Raw genomic sequence first — 17,575 nt, 5'->3', positions numbered from 1 at the left:
GATGGCCGCACTGCACTTCCGGGGAACCGGTCTGCCCGACGAACAGCCGGTCGAGTTCTGGGTCGACGGCGGTGTGATCTCGACGGACCCGATTCCCGGCGCCGAGACCGTCTGCGAGTCGGGCTGGATCGTTCCCGGTCTCGTCGACGCCCACTGCCACGTCGGCATCAAGTTCGGCGGCGGCGGTGGCGAGAGCATCGAGGGGTTGATCGCGCAGGCGGAGACCGAGCGCGACTGCGGGGTCCTCCTGATTCGCGACGCCGGTTCACCGGTCGACACCCGCTTCGTCGACGACCGCCCCGACCTGCCGAGGATCGTCCGCGCCGGGCAGCACATCGCCGCCCCCAAGCGGTACATCCGCGGACTGCCCGTCGATCTCGAGGACGAGTCGCAGTTGCCGGACGAGGTCGTGCGCCAGGCCCGGGCCGGCGACGGGTGGGTCAAGCTCGTCGGCGACTGGATCGACCGCTCCGCGGGCGACCTGGCGCCGCTGTGGAGCGACGACATCCTGGTCGAGGCGATTGCGGCGGCGCACCGCGAAGGGGCGCGCGTCACCGCGCACGTCTTCGCGGAGGATGCGCTTCCGGGCCTGATCAACGCCGGAATCGACTGCATCGAGCACGGCACCGGGCTCACCGACGAGACGATCGAGCTGATGGTCTCGCACGGGACCGCGCTCGTCCCGACGCTGATCAACATCGCGACGTTCCCGGAGATTGCGGAGTCCGCGTCGCGGTTCCCGGTCTACGCCGCGCACATGCGCGACCTGCACTCGCGGGTGAAGGACACGATCGGCGCCGCGCACGACGCGGGGATCCCGATCTACGCGGGCACCGACGCGGGCGGATCGATCGTCCACGGGCGCATCGCCGACGAGGTCGAGGAACTGAAGGCGGTCGGGCTGACCCCGTCCGAGGCGCTCGGCGCCGCGTGCTGGGAGGCGCGGGCGTGGCTCGGACATCCGGGTGTCGAAGCGGGTGCGCCCGCGGATCTGCTGGTCTTCCGGAACGACCCCCGTGCGAGCAGCGACGCCCTCGCCGCACCCGACGTCGTGGTGTTGCGGGGCGCCGTCGTCAAGACCCGGTGACCTGGTTTCCCCCTGCCGGGGTTCGTCTGGCAGAATGAACCGCTGTTCGCCGCATCCGGTTACGCACCGCGCGGCGGTCACAGATTAGAGGCAAAACCGGGCGCGCTATTCCTGCGCGTCGCCGAATTGCACGTGACACGTGGGCACATTCGTGTGCGCACTGAAGGAGAAGTACAGCAGTGGCTGTCAAGATCAAGCTCACCCGGCTCGGCAAGATCCGGAACCCGCAGTACCGCATCGTCGTCGCCGACTCCCGCACCCGCCGCAACGGCCGTGCGATCGAGACCATCGGCAAGTACCACCCCAAGGAAGAGCCCTCGCTGATCGAGGTCGATTCCGAGCGCGCTCAGTACTGGCTCGGCGTCGGCGCCCAGCCCACCGAGCCCGTCGAGGCCATCCTCAAGATCACCGGTGACTGGCAGAAGTTCAAGGGCCTGCCGGGCGCCGAGGGCACCCTCCGGGTCAAGGAAGCCAAGCCGTCCAAGCTGGAGCTGTTCCAGGCTGCGCTCGCGCAGGCCGAGAACGAGCCCGTCGGCGAGGCCATCACGCCCAAGAAGAAGAAGGCGAAGGCCGAGGACGCCGAGGCTGCTGCCGACGCTCCCGCCGAGGCTGCTGCAGAGTCCGAGGCTGCTGACAAGTGAGTGCCGTCGTCGCCGATGCCGTGGAGCACCTCGTTCGTGGCATCGTCGCCAACCCCGACGACGTTCGTGTCGAGCTGATCACCGGGCGTCGGGGGCGCACTGTCGAGGTGCACGTCAACCCTGACGATCTCGGCAAGGTCATCGGCCGCGGTGGTCGCACCGCGACCGCTCTGCGCACGCTGGTCTCCGGTATCGGTGGCCGCGGGATCCGCGTCGACGTCGTCGACACCGATCAGTAGAGGCCTTACAACAGTGGAGCTCGTGGTCGGCCGTGTCGCCAAGTCGCACGGCATCAAGGGTGAGATCGTGGTCGAGGTTCGCACCGACGAACCCGGGGATCGATTCGCCGTCGGTGCCGTGCTGCGGGGGCACAAGCCGCGCGAGCAGACTGTGAGCACGTACACGGTAGAAGCCGCCCGGGAGCATTCCGGGCGGCTTCTGCTGCGCCTCGAGGGCATCCCGGATCGCACCGCCGCGGATGCGCTGCGGGGCACGCTGTTCGTCATCGACAGCGCCGAACTCGTGCCCTCCGACGACCCCGACGAGTTCTACGATCACGAACTCGAGGGACTGTCGGTGCGCCTCGCGGACGGCACCGAGGTGGGTACCGTCATCGAGGTATTGCATTCCGCGGCAGGCGAATTGCTCTCGGTCCGTCGGGCCGGTGAACAGTCCGGCGAACTCCTGGTCCCGTTCGTGGCCGCGATCGTCACGTCGGTGTCCGTGGCCGACGGCGTGGTCGAGATCGATCCGCCGGAAGGGCTGCTCGACCCCGACTTCGGTGAATCCGCCGACGGGAAGTGAGTCGGTAGCCGTGCGCCTCGACGTGGTCACCATCTTTCCCGAATACCTCGAACCGCTTCGCGCCGCGTTGCTCGGCAAGGCCATCGACAAGGGCCTCATCTCCGTCGAGGTGCACGATCTGCGGGATTGGACGCACGACGTCCACAAGGCGGTCGACGATTCGCCGTACGGCGGCGGGCCGGGGATGGTCATGAAGCCCACCGTGTGGGGGCCCGCGCTGGACGACGTCCTCGCCGCCGGTGACGGCAACGCCGACACGTTGCTCGTCGTCCCCACACCCGCCGGCGTTCCGTTCACACAGGCCACCGCCGAGCGCTGGGCGGGGGAGAAGCACATCGTCTTCGCCTGCGGGCGTTACGAAGGCATCGATCAGCGGGTGTTCGACGACGCCGCCCGACGGGTTCGCGTCGAAGAGGTCAGCATCGGCGACTACGTCCTCATCGGCGGCGAGGCGGCGGTGCTGGTGATGACGGAGGCGTTCGTGCGCCTGATTCCCGGCGTGCTCGGCAATCAGCAATCGCACCAAGAGGATTCGTTCTCCGACGGACTCCTCGAAGGTCCCAGCTACACCCGGCCCGCCACGTGGCGCGGACTCGACGTCCCGCCCGTCCTCCTGTCGGGCGATCACGCGAAGGTGGCGGCGTGGCGGCGCGAGCAGTCGCTGCAGCGCACCGCCGAACGTCGCCCGGACCTGTTGCCCTGAAACGATTTCCGTGGCCCGGGCTCTAACCCTGGGGCTGCGCCCAGTCGTCGACGACCCCGGTGGGGAACAGGGACTTCACGAACCCGGTCATAGTGTCCCGTGCATGCTGCGCACTCGAATCCTCGGTGACATCCGTGATCGCGGTATCCGGATACGACTCCTCGTCGTCCTCGTACCGGATGTCCTCCCGCGACGCGACGGCCACGATGTAGCGGTTGTCCTCCCCGATCAACCCGGTCGACACGTGGATCCACCGATCACCCACACAGCACATCCAGCCCTGCTTCACCCCGACGACGGTCTCGCCCGGCAACCCGTCGGGGATGCCGAACCGCTGGTCGTAGCCGTCGATGCCCTCGGGTGTCGACGCGCGCAGATAGCCGACGAACTCGGCGATGCGCCCGGGGCCCAGGCCGTCGCGGTCGTCGAGAAGCCCCGTGTAGAACGTCACGAGGTCGGCGGCGGTCGTCTCGGTGTTCCACCACAACCCGTCCCACGGCGGTGTGGTGGCGGCGAGCCCGTATCGCCCCGCGACGTCGACGACCAGGTCCGAACCACCGAGATCGTCCCAGAGCGTGTTGGCCGCATCGTCGTCGGAGGACTCGAGCATCCGCTTCAGCAGGAGACGGTCGAAGTCGGACAGCGGCCGCTCACCGAGCGCGTCGAGGTGATACATCTGGGCGGCAATGAAGAGCTTGGCCAGCGACGCCGTTTCGACCGGTTCGGTTGCAGCGTCCTCCAGATAGCTGCCGGTGGCCCGGTCCAGGACGGCGATCGACACGTCGGCGCCGCGCTCGGCCGTCGCGGTCGCCACCGCCGCCGAGATGCGCTCCGCGAGAGGCGCGGAGACGGGAACCCGCGCGGAGGGGAACGGCTCCGGGCTCACGGTCAGGCCGTCACCGGCAGGTTCCCCTGCGGGTACCTCGGCAGGGAGAAGGTCGGGGGTCGCGACCGCCGGTGAAGTCGCGGGGATGTCGACCACGGAGTTCGTCTCGGTCGGGATCGTGCAGGCCTGCGTCGCACCCAGCAGGAAGACCATGACCGTCAGGCAGCGGATCAGCCTGGACATGAAATTCTCCCGAGATTTCCGTGACGGCGTCACCGCCGACGTTATTGTCTCAGAGTAGCGGTAGGGTCCATTTCCGTGACTCTCAAGACCGTGAACCAGCGCATTGCCGAGGAGCTCGACGTCCGGGAGGGACAGGTCGCGGCCGCCGTGGATCTCCTCGACGGCGGAGCCACCGTGCCCTTCATCGCCCGGTACCGCAAGGAAGTCACCGGAACGCTCGACGACGCTCAGCTCCGCCAGCTCGAGGAACGCCTGCGGTACCTGCGGGAACTGGACGAGCGCCGGGACGCCGTGCTCGAGTCGATCGACTCGCAGGGCAAGCTCGACGATCAGCTGCGCGGGCAGATCATGACCGCCGAGACGAAGGCGCGTCTCGAGGACATCTACCTGCCGTTCAAGCCGAAGCGGCGCACCAAGGCGCAGATCGCGCGCGAAGCCGGTCACGAGCCCGTCGCCGACGCGCTGATCACCGATCCCTCGACCGACCCGGCGTCGTACACCGCCGAACAGCTCGAAGGTGCGCGCGCGATCCTCGTCGAACGCTTCGCCGAGGACGCCGACCTGGTCGGTGAGCTCCGTGAGCTGATGTGGACCCGCGGTCAACTGGTGTCCGCGGTCCGCAAGGGCAAGGAAACCGAGGGCGCGAAGTTCGCCGACTACTTCGAGTTCTCCGAACCGTTCGGCAAGCTCCCCTCGCACCGGATCCTGGCGGTGCTCCGCGGCGAGAAGGAAGAGGTGCTCTCGCTCACCCTGGCGCCCGACACGGAAGAGGCCGTCCCGGGCGAGCCCACGGTCTACGAGGGCCGGATCGCCGGACGCTTCGGCATCGCCGACCGCGGCAGGCCGGCCGACCGGTGGCTCCTCGACACCGTGCGGTGGGCGTGGCGCACCAAGATGATCGTCACCCTGGGCATCGACACCCGGATGCGGCTGCGTCAGTCGGCGGAGAAGGACGCCGTCGACGTGTTCGCCACCAACCTGAAAGACCTGCTTCTGGCGGCGCCGGCAGGCACCCGCGCCACGATGGGCCTGGACCCCGGTTTCCGGACCGGCACCAAGGTCGCGGTCGTGGACGCCACCGGCAAGGTGGTGGCCCACGAGACGATCTACCCGCACCAGCCGCAGAACAAGTGGGACGCCTCCCTCGCCACTCTCGCCGGCCTCGTCGCCAAGCACGGCGTGGAGCTGATCGCGATCGGGAACGGCACCGCCTCCCGTGAGACGGACGCGCTCGCGAGCGAGCTGATCGCCAAGTCCGGCGCCACCAACCTCACGAAGATCGTCGTCTCCGAGGCCGGCGCGTCCGTGTATTCGGCCTCCGCGTACGCCTCGGCGGAGCTGCCCGACCTCGACGTGTCGATCCGCGGCGCCGTCTCCATCGCCCGGCGCCTGCAGGATCCCCTCGCCGAACTGGTGAAGATCGACCCGAAGTCGATCGGCGTCGGCCAGTACCAGCACGACGTGTCGGAGACCCTGCTCGCGCGTTCGCTCGGCGCCGTCGTCGAGGACGCGGTGAACGCCGTGGGCGTCGACGTCAACACCGCGTCCGTGCCGCTGCTGTCCCGCGTGTCCGGTATCGCCGGGTCCCTCGCCGAGAGCATCGTCGCGCACCGCGACCAGAACGGCCCGTTCCGCAGCCGCAAGGGGCTCAAGGACGTCGCGAGGCTCGGCCCGAAGGCGTTCGAACAGTGCGCCGGCTTCCTCCGGATCCCCAACGGCGACGACCCCCTCGACGCGTCCAGCGTCCACCCCGAGGCGTACCCGGTGGTGCGCAAGATCGTCCAGACCAGCGGCACCGGCGTACGCGAGATCATCGGCAACACATCTGCGCTGCGCAGCCTGAACCCGGCCGACTTCGTCGACGACCGGTTCGGACTCCCCACCGTCACCGACATCATCGGTGAGCTCGAGAAGCCCGGACGCGACCCCCGCCCGGAATTCAAGACGGCCACGTTCGCGGCGGGCATCGAGAAGGTGTCGCATCTGAAGCCAGGGATGACCCTCGAGGGCGTCGTCACCAACGTGGCGGCGTTCGGTGCGTTCGTCGACATCGGTGTCCACCAGGACGGCCTCGTCCACGTGTCGGCGATGTCCCACAACTTCGTGAAGGACCCACGCGACGTCGTGAAGTCGGGCGACGTGGTGACGGTGAAGGTCCTCGAGGTCGACGAGGCGCGTCAGCGCATCGGGTTGACGCTGCGACTCGACGACGAGGTCGGGGCAGGCGGTCGCAAGAGCGACGGTCCCCGCGGCGGCGGGCAGCGGCAGGATCGGCGGGGCGGCGGGCAGCCGCAGGACCGGCGCGGCGGGGGCAAGCCGCAGCAGCAGGGTGGACGCGACCGCGGCCGGGACAACCGCCCGGCGCCCGGCGGGTCGATGGCCGACGCGCTGCGGAAGGCGGGGTTCGGCAAGTAGGAGGTCACCATCCCGACACGAGCCGCCACTTTCCCGTGGAGTGACCAGTTCTTTACTGGGATAGTGGATGCCGATGTACGAATGGCTGGATAGGGAAATCGTCGGGCACGGGCGCCTGCCTCTGCTCTTTTTCCTGCTCGGGTTTCTCGCGGCATTCCTGTTCATCCGGTTGAGCGTGCGGATGATCCGCGCCGAGGTCTCGTGGTGGCCGGGCAACGTCAAACCCGGCGGGCACCACGTCCACCACGTGGTGTTCGGCGTCGTGACGATGCTCATGTCCGGTGTCGCCCTCATCGCCGTGTACGAGGACGGCACCCAGACCACCGGCGCCGTCCTCGCCACGTTCTTCGGGATCGGCGCCGCTCTGGTGCTGGACGAGTTCGCGCTGATCTTCTACCTGCAAGACGTGTACTGGGCGGACGAGGGCCGGACGTCGGTCGATGCCGTGTTCGTCGCGATCGGCGTCACCGGTCTGCTGCTCCTCGGTCTGCGTCCACTCGAATTGATCAATGTCACCGACTTCCGGGATTCCCCGGATCCCTGGGTGCGGGTGGCGATCGCGCTGTCGTCGGTGATCAATCTGCTCATCGCGGCGGTGGTGCTGCTCAAGGGGAAGATCTGGACGGGACTGCTCGGATTGTTCGTGTTCCCGATCCTGCTGATCGGGGCGCTCCGGCTCAGCAGGCCGAGCGCGCCGTGGGCACGGTGGCGCTACACCTCGAAGCCGAAGCGGATGCTGCGGGCACTCGAACGGGAGCGCAAGTGGCGGCGGCCGGTCATCCGGGCCAAGATCTTCGTGCAGGACTTCATCGCCGGGACGCCCAGCGCGGTGCACGTGAAGGAAGCCGCGGAACATGCCAAGGTGGCGGCCGAGGTGGAACTCGACCACGTGGTGCATGCGGCGCCACCACCGATTTCGCTTCACCCGGTGGCGTCTGGCACAATGGACGGGTTGCCTGGACCAGGCAGCAGTACTTGATCTGGGCACGAACCAGACGAGCACCGGTGTTCTCCGAACGTCCGGGTGCCGCTCGGTTCCTCTGCTCCTGTGAAAACGCAAGGATGGAACACCGATGAACACTCTCGATTTCCTGGACAAGAAGTCCCTCCGCGACGACATTCCCGAGTTCCGTCCCGGCGACACCCTCAACGTGCACGTCAAGGTCATCGAAGGCTCCAAGGAGCGCGTGCAGGTCTTCAAGGGCGTCGTGATCCGCCGTCAGGGCGGTGGCGTCCGCGAGACCTTCACCGTCCGCAAGGTCTCCTTCGGCGTCGGCGTCGAGCGCACCTTCCCGGTTCACAGCCCCAACCTGGCGCAGATCGAGGTCGTCACCCGCGGTGACGTCCGTCGCGCCAAGCTGTACTACCTCCGCGATCTGCGTGGCAAGGCCGCCAAGATCAAGGAAAAGCGCTGACCTTTCCGATGAGCCCGGCACTGCGTACGCGCGGTGCCGGGCTAATCTGATTTCGTGACAGATTCTTCGAAGGAGCGGGCATTGTCGTCGGAATCCGAGACCACCGGCGATTCGGCCGCCACCTCCGCGGTGAACGGCGGTGCGGCGGAGCCCGAGAAGAAGCCCCGCTCCTTCCTCCGCGAGTTGCCGATCCTGATTCTGGTCGCGCTCGTCCTGAGTTTCCTGCTGCAGACGTTCGTCGCGCGGGTCTATCTCATTCCGTCGGAATCGATGGAACCGACGCTGCACGGGTGCGCGGGCTGCACCGGTGACCGCATCGTGGTCGAGAAGATCGGTTACCGCTTCGGTGATCCGAAACCGGGTGACGTCATCGTGTTCCGCGGCCCCGACTCGTGGTCACAGGATTTCGTCTCCACCCGTTCCTCCAACGTGGTGATCCGCGGTGCGCAGGAAGTCGGTTCCCTCGTCGGACTCGTCCCGCCGGACGAGAACGACCTCGTCAAGCGTGTGATCGCCACCGGCGGTCAGACCGTCGAATGCTGTGACGACCAGGGGCGCATCCTGGTGGACGGTAAACCACTCGACGAGCCCTACGTCGTCATGGACTTCCCGTTCGTCCCAGGCTCACAGACCTGCGACACGGCGCTGAAGTCGGCACGCTGCTTCGGTCCCGTCACCGTCCCCGAGGGTCATCTGTGGATGATGGGCGACAACCGCAGCAACTCCGCGGACTCGCGGTACCACGTGGGCGACGACATGCAAGGCACCATCCCGCTCGACAACGTGATCGGCAAGGCAGTCTTCATCGCGTTGCCGCCGTCGCGGATGGGCACGATCAGTTCACCCGATATCCAGGGCAAGTGACTTCCTGGCCTCCACGCATCGTCATTCGCAGGTCGTCCGGTCTGCGGACGATGGAGTCGGCCCTGGTCCGCAGCGGACTCGGGCCGGTGGCCGGTGTCGACGAGGCCGGCCGGGGCGCGTGTGCGGGCCCGCTCGTCGTGGCGGCCTGTGTGCTCGCACCGAAGCCGTATCCGGCGCTGGCGCGGCTCGACGATTCGAAGAAGCTCACCGAACGCACGCGCGAAGAGCTGTTCCCGGCCATCACCCGCCTGGCAGTGGCGTGGAGCGTCGTGTCCTTCCCGGCCGAGGAAGTCGACCGCATGGGGGTCCACGTCGCCAACATCGAGGGCATGCGGCGTGCGGTCGCGGGACTCTCGACGACCCCCGGCTACGTTCTCACCGACGGCTTCCGCGTCCCGGGGCTCCCGGCCCCGTCGCTGCCGGTGATCGGGGGCGACGCCGCGGCGGCGTGCATCGCGGCGGCGAGCGTCCTGGCCAAGGTGTCGCGGGACCGGGTGATGGTCGCGATGGACGACACACACCCCGGTTACGGTTTCGCGATCCACAAGGGGTACAACACGCCCGCCCACCTGGCGGCGCTCGACGAGCTGGGACCGTGCCCGGAGCACCGCCGATCGTGGTCGAATGTCGCGGCGCTGCTACACCGAGTGGATAACAGTTCCGGAAGTGCGAGATGATGACAATTCACACCAGAGCAGGAGGACTCCGAGACCGATGAGTGCCGAGGATCTCGAGAAGTACGAAACCGAGATGGAGCTGTCGCTCTACCGCGAGTATCGGGACATCGTCGGTCAGTTCTCCTATGTCGTGGAGACCGAGCGCCGGTTCTATCTGGCCAACTCGGTGGAGTTGCTGCCGCACAACGCGGACGGCGAGATCTACTTCGAGCTGCGGATGTCCGATGCCTGGGTGTGGGACATGTACCGCCCCGCCCGGTTCGTGAAGTACGTCCGCGTCATCACGTTCAAGGACGTGAACATCGAGGAACTCGACAAGCCGGACCTGCGGCTCCCGGACAACGGTCTGTCCTGACGATCCGACCTTCCCGGCCGCGTACGATCATCCGATGACCGGACCGAGGCGCGTCGCGCTGGCTCTGGGCAGTGGCGGCGCCCGCGGGTACGCCCACATCGGCGCGATCCAGGTACTCGAGGAGCGCGGATTCGAGATCGTCGGTGTCGCAGGATCGTCGATGGGCGCCCTCGTCGGTGGCCTCCACGCCGCGGGGAAGCTCGACGACTTCACCCGGTGGGCGGTCGGTCTGACCCAGCTGGACGTCGTGCGGCTCCTCGACCTGTCGGTGTCCGCGCCCGGCGCCATCCACGCCGAGAAGATCCTGCACCGGGTCCGGGAGATCCTCGGCGAGATCCGCATCGAAGACCTACCCATTCCGTACACGGCCGTGGCCACCGATCTCGCTGCGGGCCGGTCGGTGTGGTTTCAGCGCGGCCCCGTCGACGCGGCGATCCGCGCGTCGATCGCCATCCCCGGCGTCATCACGCCGTATGTGCTCAACGGCAGGGTCCTCGCCGACGGTGGGGTGCTGGATCCGCTGCCGATGGCGTCGCTCGTCTCGGTGAGCGCCGACCTGACCGTCGGAATCAGCCTGGGCGCCGAGGATCGGGACGGCCGTTCCCCGGCCCCGGAGAACGTCAGCGCGGACTCGCGGCCGGTGGACGAATGGATGGCCCGCTTCCGCCGCAGCGCCGCGCAGCTGCGTGACCTGGACATCGTGCGGTCGGTGGTCGGACGGTTCGGTGCCGCGCACACCGACCCGGATCCGTCGGAGGAGCCGGACGGCCAGGTGATCGCTGACCAGGCCGTGGTCGAGGGGACCGCGGTGGCCGTCCCGAAGTTCAGCCGGTTCGCGGTGATGAACCGCTCGCTCGACGTGATGCAGGCGACGTTGGCCCGGTACCAGCTCGCCGCGTACCCACCGGACGTGCACGTCCGGGTCCCGCGGAACGCGTGCCGCAGCCTCGACTTCCACCGCGCCGCCGAGATGATCGAACTGGGCCGGGTACTCACCGGGCGTGCGCTCGACGATGCCGGACTCACCGCGACGACGGCCACTCCGTCTACGGCGGCCCCGTCTCCGGCGGATTCGGACGGCGAGCCCGGCTGACGACGACAGGGCCGGTGCAGCACCGGCCCTTCCCCGTCACGGGTTGTCAGCTGGCGGCCCTGGAGAGCTGGACGCACCTCGAGGTGCTCGAGGAGCACTACGCCAGGAGCCTCGACGTGCGCGGACAGGTGCGTCCCGGAACCGGGCACTTCGGCCGGGCAACTGTGAGACGATCGGCCGATGCGCCTCGGGTTGCACGCCCTCGGGATCGGTACCGGCGCTCGCCGCGCCGTGATCGACGCGGTCGCGGTGGCCGCGGAGAACAGCGGATTCGTGACGCTGTGGGCCGGCGAACACGTCGTGATGGTGGACCGGCCCGAGTCGCGGTATCCGTACGCGGACGACGGAAAGATCGCCGTCCCCGCCGTCGCGGATTGGCTCGACCCGATGATCGGGCTGAGCTTCGCCGCCGCAGCCACCCACACGATCGGCGTCGCCACCGGGATAGTGCTGCTGCCCGAACACAATCCCGTGCTCATGGCCAAGCAGGCGGCGACGCTGGATGTGATGAGCGGTGGCCGGCTGATCCTCGGCGTCGGCATCGGCTGGTCCCGGGAAGAATTCGCTGCACTCGGCATTCCGTTCGAGCGCCGCGGCGAGCGCGCCGCCGAATACGTCGCCGCGATGCGCACGCTGTGGCGTGACGACGTCGCGACGTTCGACGGCGAGTTCGTCCACTTCGATTCGATTCGCGTGAACCCGAAACCCGTGCGCGATCGCCGGATTCCGGTCGTGCTCGGCGGTAACAGCGACGCCGCGCTCCGCCGGGTCGCGGCGTGGGGCGACGGCTGGTACGGGTTCAACCTGGACGGCGTCGACGCCGTCGCCGAACGGATCGAAGCGATCCGCGCACTGTGCCGGGACGCGGGGCGCGATCCCGCCGGCTTGCGCCTGGCCGTTGCCCTGCGCGAAGTGGACCCGTCCCATGTCGACGCCCTGGTCGGCGCGGGCGTCGACGAACTCGTCCTCGTCGAATCACCACCCGAGGATCCCGGTGAGGCCGCCGAGTGGGTGGCGGCCCTCGCGCGCCGCTGGATGCCGGCTGTCGGCTGATCGTTCGACTACCGTCTTGACAGCCCTGGCCTGGGGTTTCCTCGCGCACGGCCGTCGCGGACTGCCGAGTTGTCCACAACCCGTGATCCATCCACAACCCAGTCTGTTCGCCCAGTTCGCGTGGGTCGTCCGGAATCCGGTTCGGCCATGGTGGTGCGAGAGGCGCGGTTCGCATCGGTGGGCCGCCGCGGGACGGGGTGGAGGCTGCTGTGGCGCACAATCTCGCGCTGGGTGCACATGGAGAGGATCTGGCCGCCCGGTATCTCACCGAGGCGGGCATGGAGATCGTCGACCGCAACTGGCGATCCCGCTACGGCGAGGTCGATCTCATTGCGGCGGAAGGGGACTGGCTCGTCTTCGTCGAGGTGAAGACGCGGCGCGGCCTGGGATACGGCACTCCCGCCGAGGCCGTGACGTTCTCCAAACAGCGACGCATCCGCCTGCTGGCGGTCGAATGGTTGCGGGAGTCGAGCCGGCACTGGTCGCGGGTGCGGTTCGACGTCGTCGCAATCATGATCGGGCACGGACCGCAACCTCAGATCGAGCATGTCCGGGATGCGTTCTGATGGCGCTGGGCCGCGCGCATTCGGTGGCGGTGACCGGGGTCGACGGTCAGTTGGTCGAGATCGAGGCCGACATCGGCCGGGGGCTCCCCGCAGTACACCTGGTCGGGCTGCCCGACACCGCGCTGTCGGAGGCGCGCGACCGGATCAGGGCCGCGGTCGCGAATTCGGGTGAGGAGTGGCCGGATTCGAAGGTGATCCTCGCGTTGTCGCCTGCGACCCTGCCGAAGGTCGGATCGGTCTACGACCTCGCGCTCGTCGCTGCCGTGCTCGATGCGGCCAAACAGGTGAAGCGGCAGCGGCTGCGCGAGACCGTTCTGCTCGGCGAACTGGCGCTCGACGGCCGGCTCCGGTCGGTGCGCGGGATCCTGCCCGCGGTGCTCGCGGCGAAGAACGCGGGATGGGCGACCGTGGTGGTCCCGGTGCAGTCGCTGCCCGAGGCGGGGCTGGTCGGCGGTGTCGAGGTGCTCGGCGCACACGATCTGAGGGCGGCGATCGCGTGGCTGCGGGAGGAGCGCGATCTCGAGTACCCCGAGCCGGCGCAGTGGGTCGCCCAGCCGGTGCGCGCCGATCTGAGCGAGGTGGTCGGTCAGACGGAGGCCCGCTGGGCCATCGAGGTGGCGGCGGCGGGAGCGCACCACCTCATGCTCACCGGCCCACCTGGCGTCGGAAAGACGATGCTGGCGCAACGTCTTCCGGGAGTTCTGCCGCCGCTCACCGAGAGCGAGTCGCTCGAGGTGACGGCAATCCACTCGGTGGCGGGACTCCTGCCGCCCGAGCGCCCCCTCATCGACGTGCCGCCGTTCATTGCACCCCACCACACCGCGTCGGTGAGTGCACTCGTCGGCGGCGGCAGCGGTGTCGCGAAACCCGGTGCGGTCAGTCGCGCCCACCGCGGGGTGCTGTTCCTCGACGAGTGCGCCGAGATCGGAACCAAGGTACTCGAGGCCCTGCGGACCCCACTCGAGGACGGGGAGGTGCGGATCGCGCGACGGGACGGGGTCGCCCGCTACCCGGCGCGTTTCCAGCTGATCCTCGCGGCCAATCCGTGCCCCTGCGCGCCGCCGCGGGAGGCGGACTGCGTGTGCGCGCCGACCGCCCGGCGACGCTATCTCGGCAAGTTGTCGGGACCGCTGATGGACCGCGTGGACCTGCGGGTGCGGATGCAGGCCGTCGCGACCGGGGCGTTCATCGACGACGTCGGCGAGAGCACCGAGGACGTCCGGCAGCGGGTGGCCGAGGCGCGCGCCGCCGCAGGCGAGCGGTGGAGCGACTACGGGTGGCGCACCAACGCGGAGGTGCCGGGCCCGGCCCTGCGGCAGAAGTTCCGGCTGGCGCGCCCGGCGCTGGCGCCGGTCGAGCGGGCGCTGCGCAAGGGGCTGATCACGGCCCGAGGCGCCGATCGTGCGCTACGGGTGGCATGGACGGTGAGCGATCTGGCGGGCCTCGCCATGCCGGGCCCGGAGCAGGTGGTCACCGCGCTGGGTTTTCGTGATCGGAGCTTTCAATGACGGTGGAAAGTCGAAGTGACGCAGGCGGTCCGAGTGGAGTTCACGATCCGCGCCGGTTGGCGTGGGCGTATCTGTCGAAGGTGGTGCAGGGGCCGTGCCCGGCGCTGTCCCGCCTCGTGGAGGAGGTGGGGCCGCAGGAGGCCGCGCGGGCCGTGCGGGAGCGGGACCTGTCGGACATGCTGGGGGAGCGCACGGTGGCCCGTGCCCACGTGGACACGGCCGCGGACGATCTCGAACTGGTGGCGGGGATGGGTGGCCGGCTCGTGACGCCGGACGACGACGAATGGCCACAGTGGCGGCTCCTCGGTTTCGGGAATCTGTCGCGGTCGCGGGACGAGGGCCCGCCGCTGGCGCTGTGGGTACTCGGGTCGCGCCCGGTGGCCGAACTCACCGATCGGGCGATCTCGATCGTGGGGACACGGGCGGCGAGTGGGTACGGCGAGCACGTGACGGCGGAGATTGCCGGTGATCTCGCGGTCGACGGGTGGACGATCGTGTCGGGCGCGGCGTTCGGGGTCGACGGCGCCGCGCATCGTGCGGCGCTGGGCGTCGGGGGCCTGACAGTGGCGGTGCTGGCGTGTGGTGTGGATCGCGCGTACCCGGCGGGGCATGCGCGCCTGTTGCGGCAGATCGCACAGAACGGTGCGGTGGTCAGCGAGTACGCGCCGGGCACGACTCCGGCGAAACATCGGTTCCTGGCGCGGAACCGGTTGGTGGCGAGCCTGTCCGACGGGGTGGTCGTGGTGGAGGCGGGCTGGCGCAGCGGCGCCAGGAACACGGTGAGCTGGGCGCGCAAACTGGGCCGTCCGGTGATGGCGGTGCCCGGTCCGGTGACGTCGGCGTCGTCGACCGGATGCAATCGGATGATTCGGGAGGGGGAGGCGCGGTTGGTCGCGAACGCCGGCGACGTGGTCGAGGAGGCCGGGCCGATCGGACTGCGGGACGGCCCCGAGGTGGTCCGCGATCTCGATGCGCTGTCGGGTGACGCGCTGCTCGTGTACGAGGCGTTGCCGGCCGCCGGACCGCGTGGGGTCCGGGATCTGTCCGAACTGTCCGGGGTCGCGGTCGAGCAGGTCCGCGCCGTACTCCCGTTGCTGGAGATGGAGGGTTTCGTCGGCTGCGACGACACGGGATGGTCCCGGCAGCGGTGAGACGGAGCGGGCCCCGGGGGCAGGCGACCTGAATGCCTTCTCAGGCGTCGCCGGTGCTCCGCGCGTGCTGCGCCTCGACCTTGGCCCATTCCGTGCCGCGGTAGTTGGCGAGGCGCAGTTCCTCGGCTTCGTCGAAGGTGTACCACTCGGTGCTGGGGCGGTCCGGCAGGGCGCCGCGCAGGTACTCGCCGAGATAGTGCAGGGGACCTTCCCAGCCCGTTCCGACGCCGTAGCAGCCCGTGTCCGGGTCGTTGCGGAAGACGTCGGCGACGGAGGCGTGTTCCAACTCCAGCCACGTCGCGTCCGGACCGTCGGCGGTCAGCCGGACCTCGACCTGATCGCTGTAACCACGGTCGCCGGGCGGAGTCCACTGCAGCCGCAGCAGATGCGGCGCGACGCAGGCCAGGATTTCCCCACTGGCCTGGCCCTGCAGGGCGAAGGATCCGCCCGCGCGCAGGTCGCCGCTGAGCGGGAGGAAGAAGCGGTCGACGCGGTCCGGGGTCGTGATGGCATTCCAGACGTCGTCGATCGGCGCGTCGTAGCGTCGTCGGAGCACCGCCGTTCGCGCTGCACCCTCGGCGATCTCGCGATTACCCATGCTCCGCTGCACTGTCGTCAGGCTGGTGTCCTGACCGGCGATCTCGTTCACTGTCGGTCTCCTTCTGTCGATGATTCGGGGTGTGCGGACCGGCTCGGCCGGGGGTCCTGACGACTCCCGCGGGCGAGTTCGGTGGCCAGGGCGTCGAGCGGCTGGCTCCAGAACCGGCGGAACCCGTCGAGCCATCGATCCACCTCCTGCAGCGGCGCCGGCTCGACCGCGTAGAGACGCCTGGTGCCTTCGCGACGGACCGTGGCGAACCCGTTCTCCCGCAGCACCCGCAGGTGCCCGGACACCGTCGGCTGTGAGATCCCGAACTCTGCGGCTGCGACTTCGGTCACCTGACCGGCCGAGAGTTCGCCCTCGGACAGGAGTTCCATGATCCGCCGGCGGACGGGGTCGCCGAGTACGTCGAACGCATGCACATCCCCTTTATATCGGCCTCTACCAATATAGGCAAGGGTCGAAGTATGTCGCGGGGTAAGACTGGTCGCCGCGCTCCGGCCTGCGCAAAGGGCGAGTCGAACCGACCGATCGGCGACGAGGTGGAGTAGAAACGTGTCTGGAACGCACCTCGCAACATGCGATACCCACAGGTGGATCAGCGTCACGTAAGGAGTGAGATATGGGGTCAGCCGAGGATTTGTGGCGGAACTTCGTCGCGCAGGTGTTGAGCCTGTTGTTCGCTTCCGGCTCGTAGACGACTCCGGCCGCCGCCGGCAGTCTCTCCTGTACCGTAGTTAGGTAACACTAACCAACTTGAGTTCATTGGAGAGATGCCTGTGGCAAAGCCGACCGCAACACTGACCGTGCTCCGGACCGAATGGCTGACCCCGCACATGGTGCGGGTAATCCTCGGGGACCCGGGGTTCGACAGTTTCGTTCCCAACGCCTTCTCGGACGCGTACGCGAAACTCGAATTCGGAAGCCCCGAAGCGCCCGTGCTGCGCACCTACACGATCCGGTCCGTGGACCCGGTGACGCGGGAGATCGCCATCGACTTCGTGGTCCACGGCGACGCCGGTGTCGCCGGACCGTGGGCGGCGTCCGCGGCGGCCGGTGACGTCCTGACGCTGCGCGGCCCCGGAGGGGCATTCGCACCGGACCCGGCGGCCGACTGGTACCTGTTCGCGGGCGACGAGACCGCGATCCCCGCCATCTCTGCGTCCGTCGAGAAGCTCGACGCGTCCGCGGTGGGGAGGGTGATCATCGAGGTCGCCGGGCCGGACGACGAGATCGCCTTCGACGCGCCCGCGGGCGTCGACGTCACGTGGCTACACCGCGGCGACACGGCGGACAGGATCGGGGAAGAGGCGTCGGGAGACAACGCCCCCCTCGTCGCGGCGGTCCGCGACACCGAATGGCTGCCCGGAAACGCGCAGGTGTTCATTCACGGTGAGGCGCAGGCCGTGATGCAGAACCTCCGCTCCTACGTGCGCAACGAGCGGGGCGTCCCCGCTTCGGCCGCGTCGATCTCCGGATACTGGCGCCGCGGTCGCACCGAGGAAGGCTTCCGGGTGTGGAAGTCCGAACTCGCCGCGAGTGAGGGCGTCTCCCGCTGACCCGCTGACCCGCT

At 68.9% G+C, this 17,575-nt stretch carries 20 protein-coding genes; 17 read left to right on the top strand and 3 right to left on the bottom strand.

The annotated features are described in order from the left end of the window. Position 1 precedes the first annotated feature (1 nt). The 5 genes from JWS13_RS08500 to trmD all read left to right on the top strand — a co-directional run bounded on the left by JWS13_RS08500 (position 2) and on the right by trmD (position 3,235). Positions 2–1,087 (top strand): amidohydrolase family protein, encoded by a 1,086-nt coding sequence (locus tag JWS13_RS08500; RefSeq protein WP_206005271.1) that lies wholly within the window; start codon positions 2–4, stop codon positions 1,085–1,087. A gap of 179 nt (positions 1,088–1,266) precedes the next feature. Beyond that, positions 1,267–1,728 carry a 30S ribosomal protein S16 gene (gene rpsP, locus JWS13_RS08495; protein ID WP_005240477.1) on the top strand — a complete coding sequence of 154 codons (462 nt, stop codon included), beginning with the start codon at positions 1,267–1,269 and terminating at the stop codon, positions 1,726–1,728. Then, a complete protein-coding gene (locus JWS13_RS08490) occupies positions 1,725–1,967 on the top strand; it encodes an RNA-binding protein (RefSeq protein WP_005240479.1) in 243 nt (80 codons plus the stop codon). Before rpsP ends, JWS13_RS08490 begins: the two co-directional genes overlap by 4 nt. 13 nt (positions 1,968–1,980) lie before the next feature. After that, positions 1,981–2,532 carry a ribosome maturation factor RimM gene (gene rimM / locus JWS13_RS08485; protein ID WP_206005270.1) on the top strand — a complete coding sequence of 184 codons (552 nt, stop codon included), beginning with the start codon at positions 1,981–1,983 and terminating at the stop codon, positions 2,530–2,532. Positions 2,533–2,542: 10 nt separating this feature from the next. Beyond that, complete coding sequence (trmD, locus tag JWS13_RS08480; protein WP_206011542.1) at positions 2,543–3,235, top strand: tRNA (guanosine(37)-N1)-methyltransferase TrmD; 693 nt, start codon at positions 2,543–2,545, stop codon at positions 3,233–3,235. Between the two features lie 22 nt (positions 3,236–3,257). On the opposite strand, the gene JWS13_RS08475 is transcribed toward trmD, so the two are convergent. Beyond that, entirely contained in the window at positions 3,258–4,304 is a 1,047-nt protein-coding gene (locus JWS13_RS08475) for a class A beta-lactamase-related serine hydrolase (protein WP_241032139.1), read from the bottom strand. 75 nt (positions 4,305–4,379) lie between these two features. On the opposite strand from JWS13_RS08475, the gene JWS13_RS08470 reads away from it, so the two are divergent. The 11 genes from JWS13_RS08470 (at position 4,380) to dprA (ending at position 15,401) form a co-directional block, all read left to right on the top strand. After that, entirely contained in the window at positions 4,380–6,719 is a 2,340-nt protein-coding gene (locus JWS13_RS08470; protein ID WP_206005269.1) for a Tex family protein, read from the top strand. Between the two features lie 73 nt (positions 6,720–6,792). Beyond that, a complete protein-coding gene (locus JWS13_RS08465) occupies positions 6,793–7,698 on the top strand; it encodes a hypothetical protein (RefSeq protein ID WP_206011540.1) in 906 nt (301 codons plus the stop codon). Positions 7,699–7,792: 94 nt separating this feature from the next. After that, a complete protein-coding gene (rplS, locus tag JWS13_RS08460; protein WP_005240490.1) occupies positions 7,793–8,134 on the top strand; it encodes a 50S ribosomal protein L19 in 342 nt (113 codons plus the stop codon). A gap of 81 nt (positions 8,135–8,215) precedes the next feature. Beyond that, positions 8,216–8,998, top strand: a complete 783-nt coding sequence (gene lepB / locus JWS13_RS08455) for a signal peptidase I (protein ID WP_124393016.1) — start codon at positions 8,216–8,218, stop codon at positions 8,996–8,998. Continuing rightward, on the top strand, positions 8,995–9,675 hold the full coding sequence (locus tag JWS13_RS08450; protein WP_124392781.1) for a ribonuclease HII: 681 nt from the start codon (positions 8,995–8,997) through the stop codon (positions 9,673–9,675). The genes lepB and JWS13_RS08450 overlap by 4 nt, the downstream gene beginning before the upstream one ends. Positions 9,676–9,712: 37 nt before the next feature. Beyond that, positions 9,713–10,030 (top strand): DUF2469 domain-containing protein, encoded by a 318-nt coding sequence (locus JWS13_RS08445; RefSeq protein ID WP_005240496.1) that lies wholly within the window; start codon positions 9,713–9,715, stop codon positions 10,028–10,030. A gap of 34 nt (positions 10,031–10,064) precedes the next feature. Beyond that, the gene (locus JWS13_RS08440; protein ID WP_206005268.1) at positions 10,065–11,123 is read left to right on the top strand and encodes a patatin-like phospholipase family protein; all 1,059 of its coding nucleotides are present in this window, start codon (positions 10,065–10,067) and stop codon (positions 11,121–11,123) included. 180 nt (positions 11,124–11,303) lie between these two features. Then, entirely contained in the window at positions 11,304–12,176 is an 873-nt protein-coding gene (locus JWS13_RS08435; protein WP_206005267.1) for an LLM class F420-dependent oxidoreductase, read from the top strand. A 209-nt stretch (positions 12,177–12,385) separates the two neighbouring features. Then, entirely contained in the window at positions 12,386–12,742 is a 357-nt protein-coding gene (locus JWS13_RS08430) for a YraN family protein (protein WP_087556533.1), read from the top strand. Further along, positions 12,742–14,250, top strand: a complete 1,509-nt coding sequence (locus JWS13_RS08425; RefSeq protein ID WP_206005266.1) for a YifB family Mg chelatase-like AAA ATPase — start codon at positions 12,742–12,744, stop codon at positions 14,248–14,250. The genes JWS13_RS08430 and JWS13_RS08425 overlap by 1 nt, the downstream gene beginning before the upstream one ends. After that, a complete protein-coding gene (dprA, locus tag JWS13_RS08420; RefSeq protein ID WP_206005265.1) occupies positions 14,247–15,401 on the top strand; it encodes a DNA-processing protein DprA in 1,155 nt (384 codons plus the stop codon). Before JWS13_RS08425 ends, dprA begins: the two co-directional genes overlap by 4 nt. 40 nt (positions 15,402–15,441) lie before the next feature. Here dprA and JWS13_RS08415 read toward each other — a convergent pair whose 3' ends face one another. Further along, on the bottom strand, positions 15,442–16,050 hold the full coding sequence (locus tag JWS13_RS08415) for an SRPBCC domain-containing protein (protein ID WP_206005264.1): 609 nt from the start codon (positions 16,048–16,050) through the stop codon (positions 15,442–15,444). After that, positions 16,047–16,424 carry an ArsR/SmtB family transcription factor gene (locus tag JWS13_RS08410; RefSeq protein WP_206005263.1) on the bottom strand — a complete coding sequence of 126 codons (378 nt, stop codon included), beginning with the start codon at positions 16,422–16,424 and terminating at the stop codon, positions 16,047–16,049. The genes JWS13_RS08415 and JWS13_RS08410 overlap by 4 nt, the downstream gene beginning before the upstream one ends. A gap of 357 nt (positions 16,425–16,781) precedes the next feature. Between JWS13_RS08410 and JWS13_RS08405 the strand changes: the two genes are divergently transcribed. Then, entirely contained in the window at positions 16,782–17,561 is a 780-nt protein-coding gene (locus JWS13_RS08405) for a siderophore-interacting protein (protein ID WP_206005262.1), read from the top strand. The last annotated feature ends 14 nt before the right edge of the window (positions 17,562–17,575 follow it).

This window comes from Rhodococcus pseudokoreensis, from assembly GCF_017068395.1.
In the GTDB taxonomy this organism is placed as follows: Bacteria; Actinomycetota; Actinomycetes; order Mycobacteriales; family Mycobacteriaceae; genus Rhodococcus_F; species Rhodococcus_F pseudokoreensis.
The sequence above is the reverse complement of the archived record's forward strand: the minus strand, read 5'-3'. Positions and strand labels throughout refer to the sequence as shown.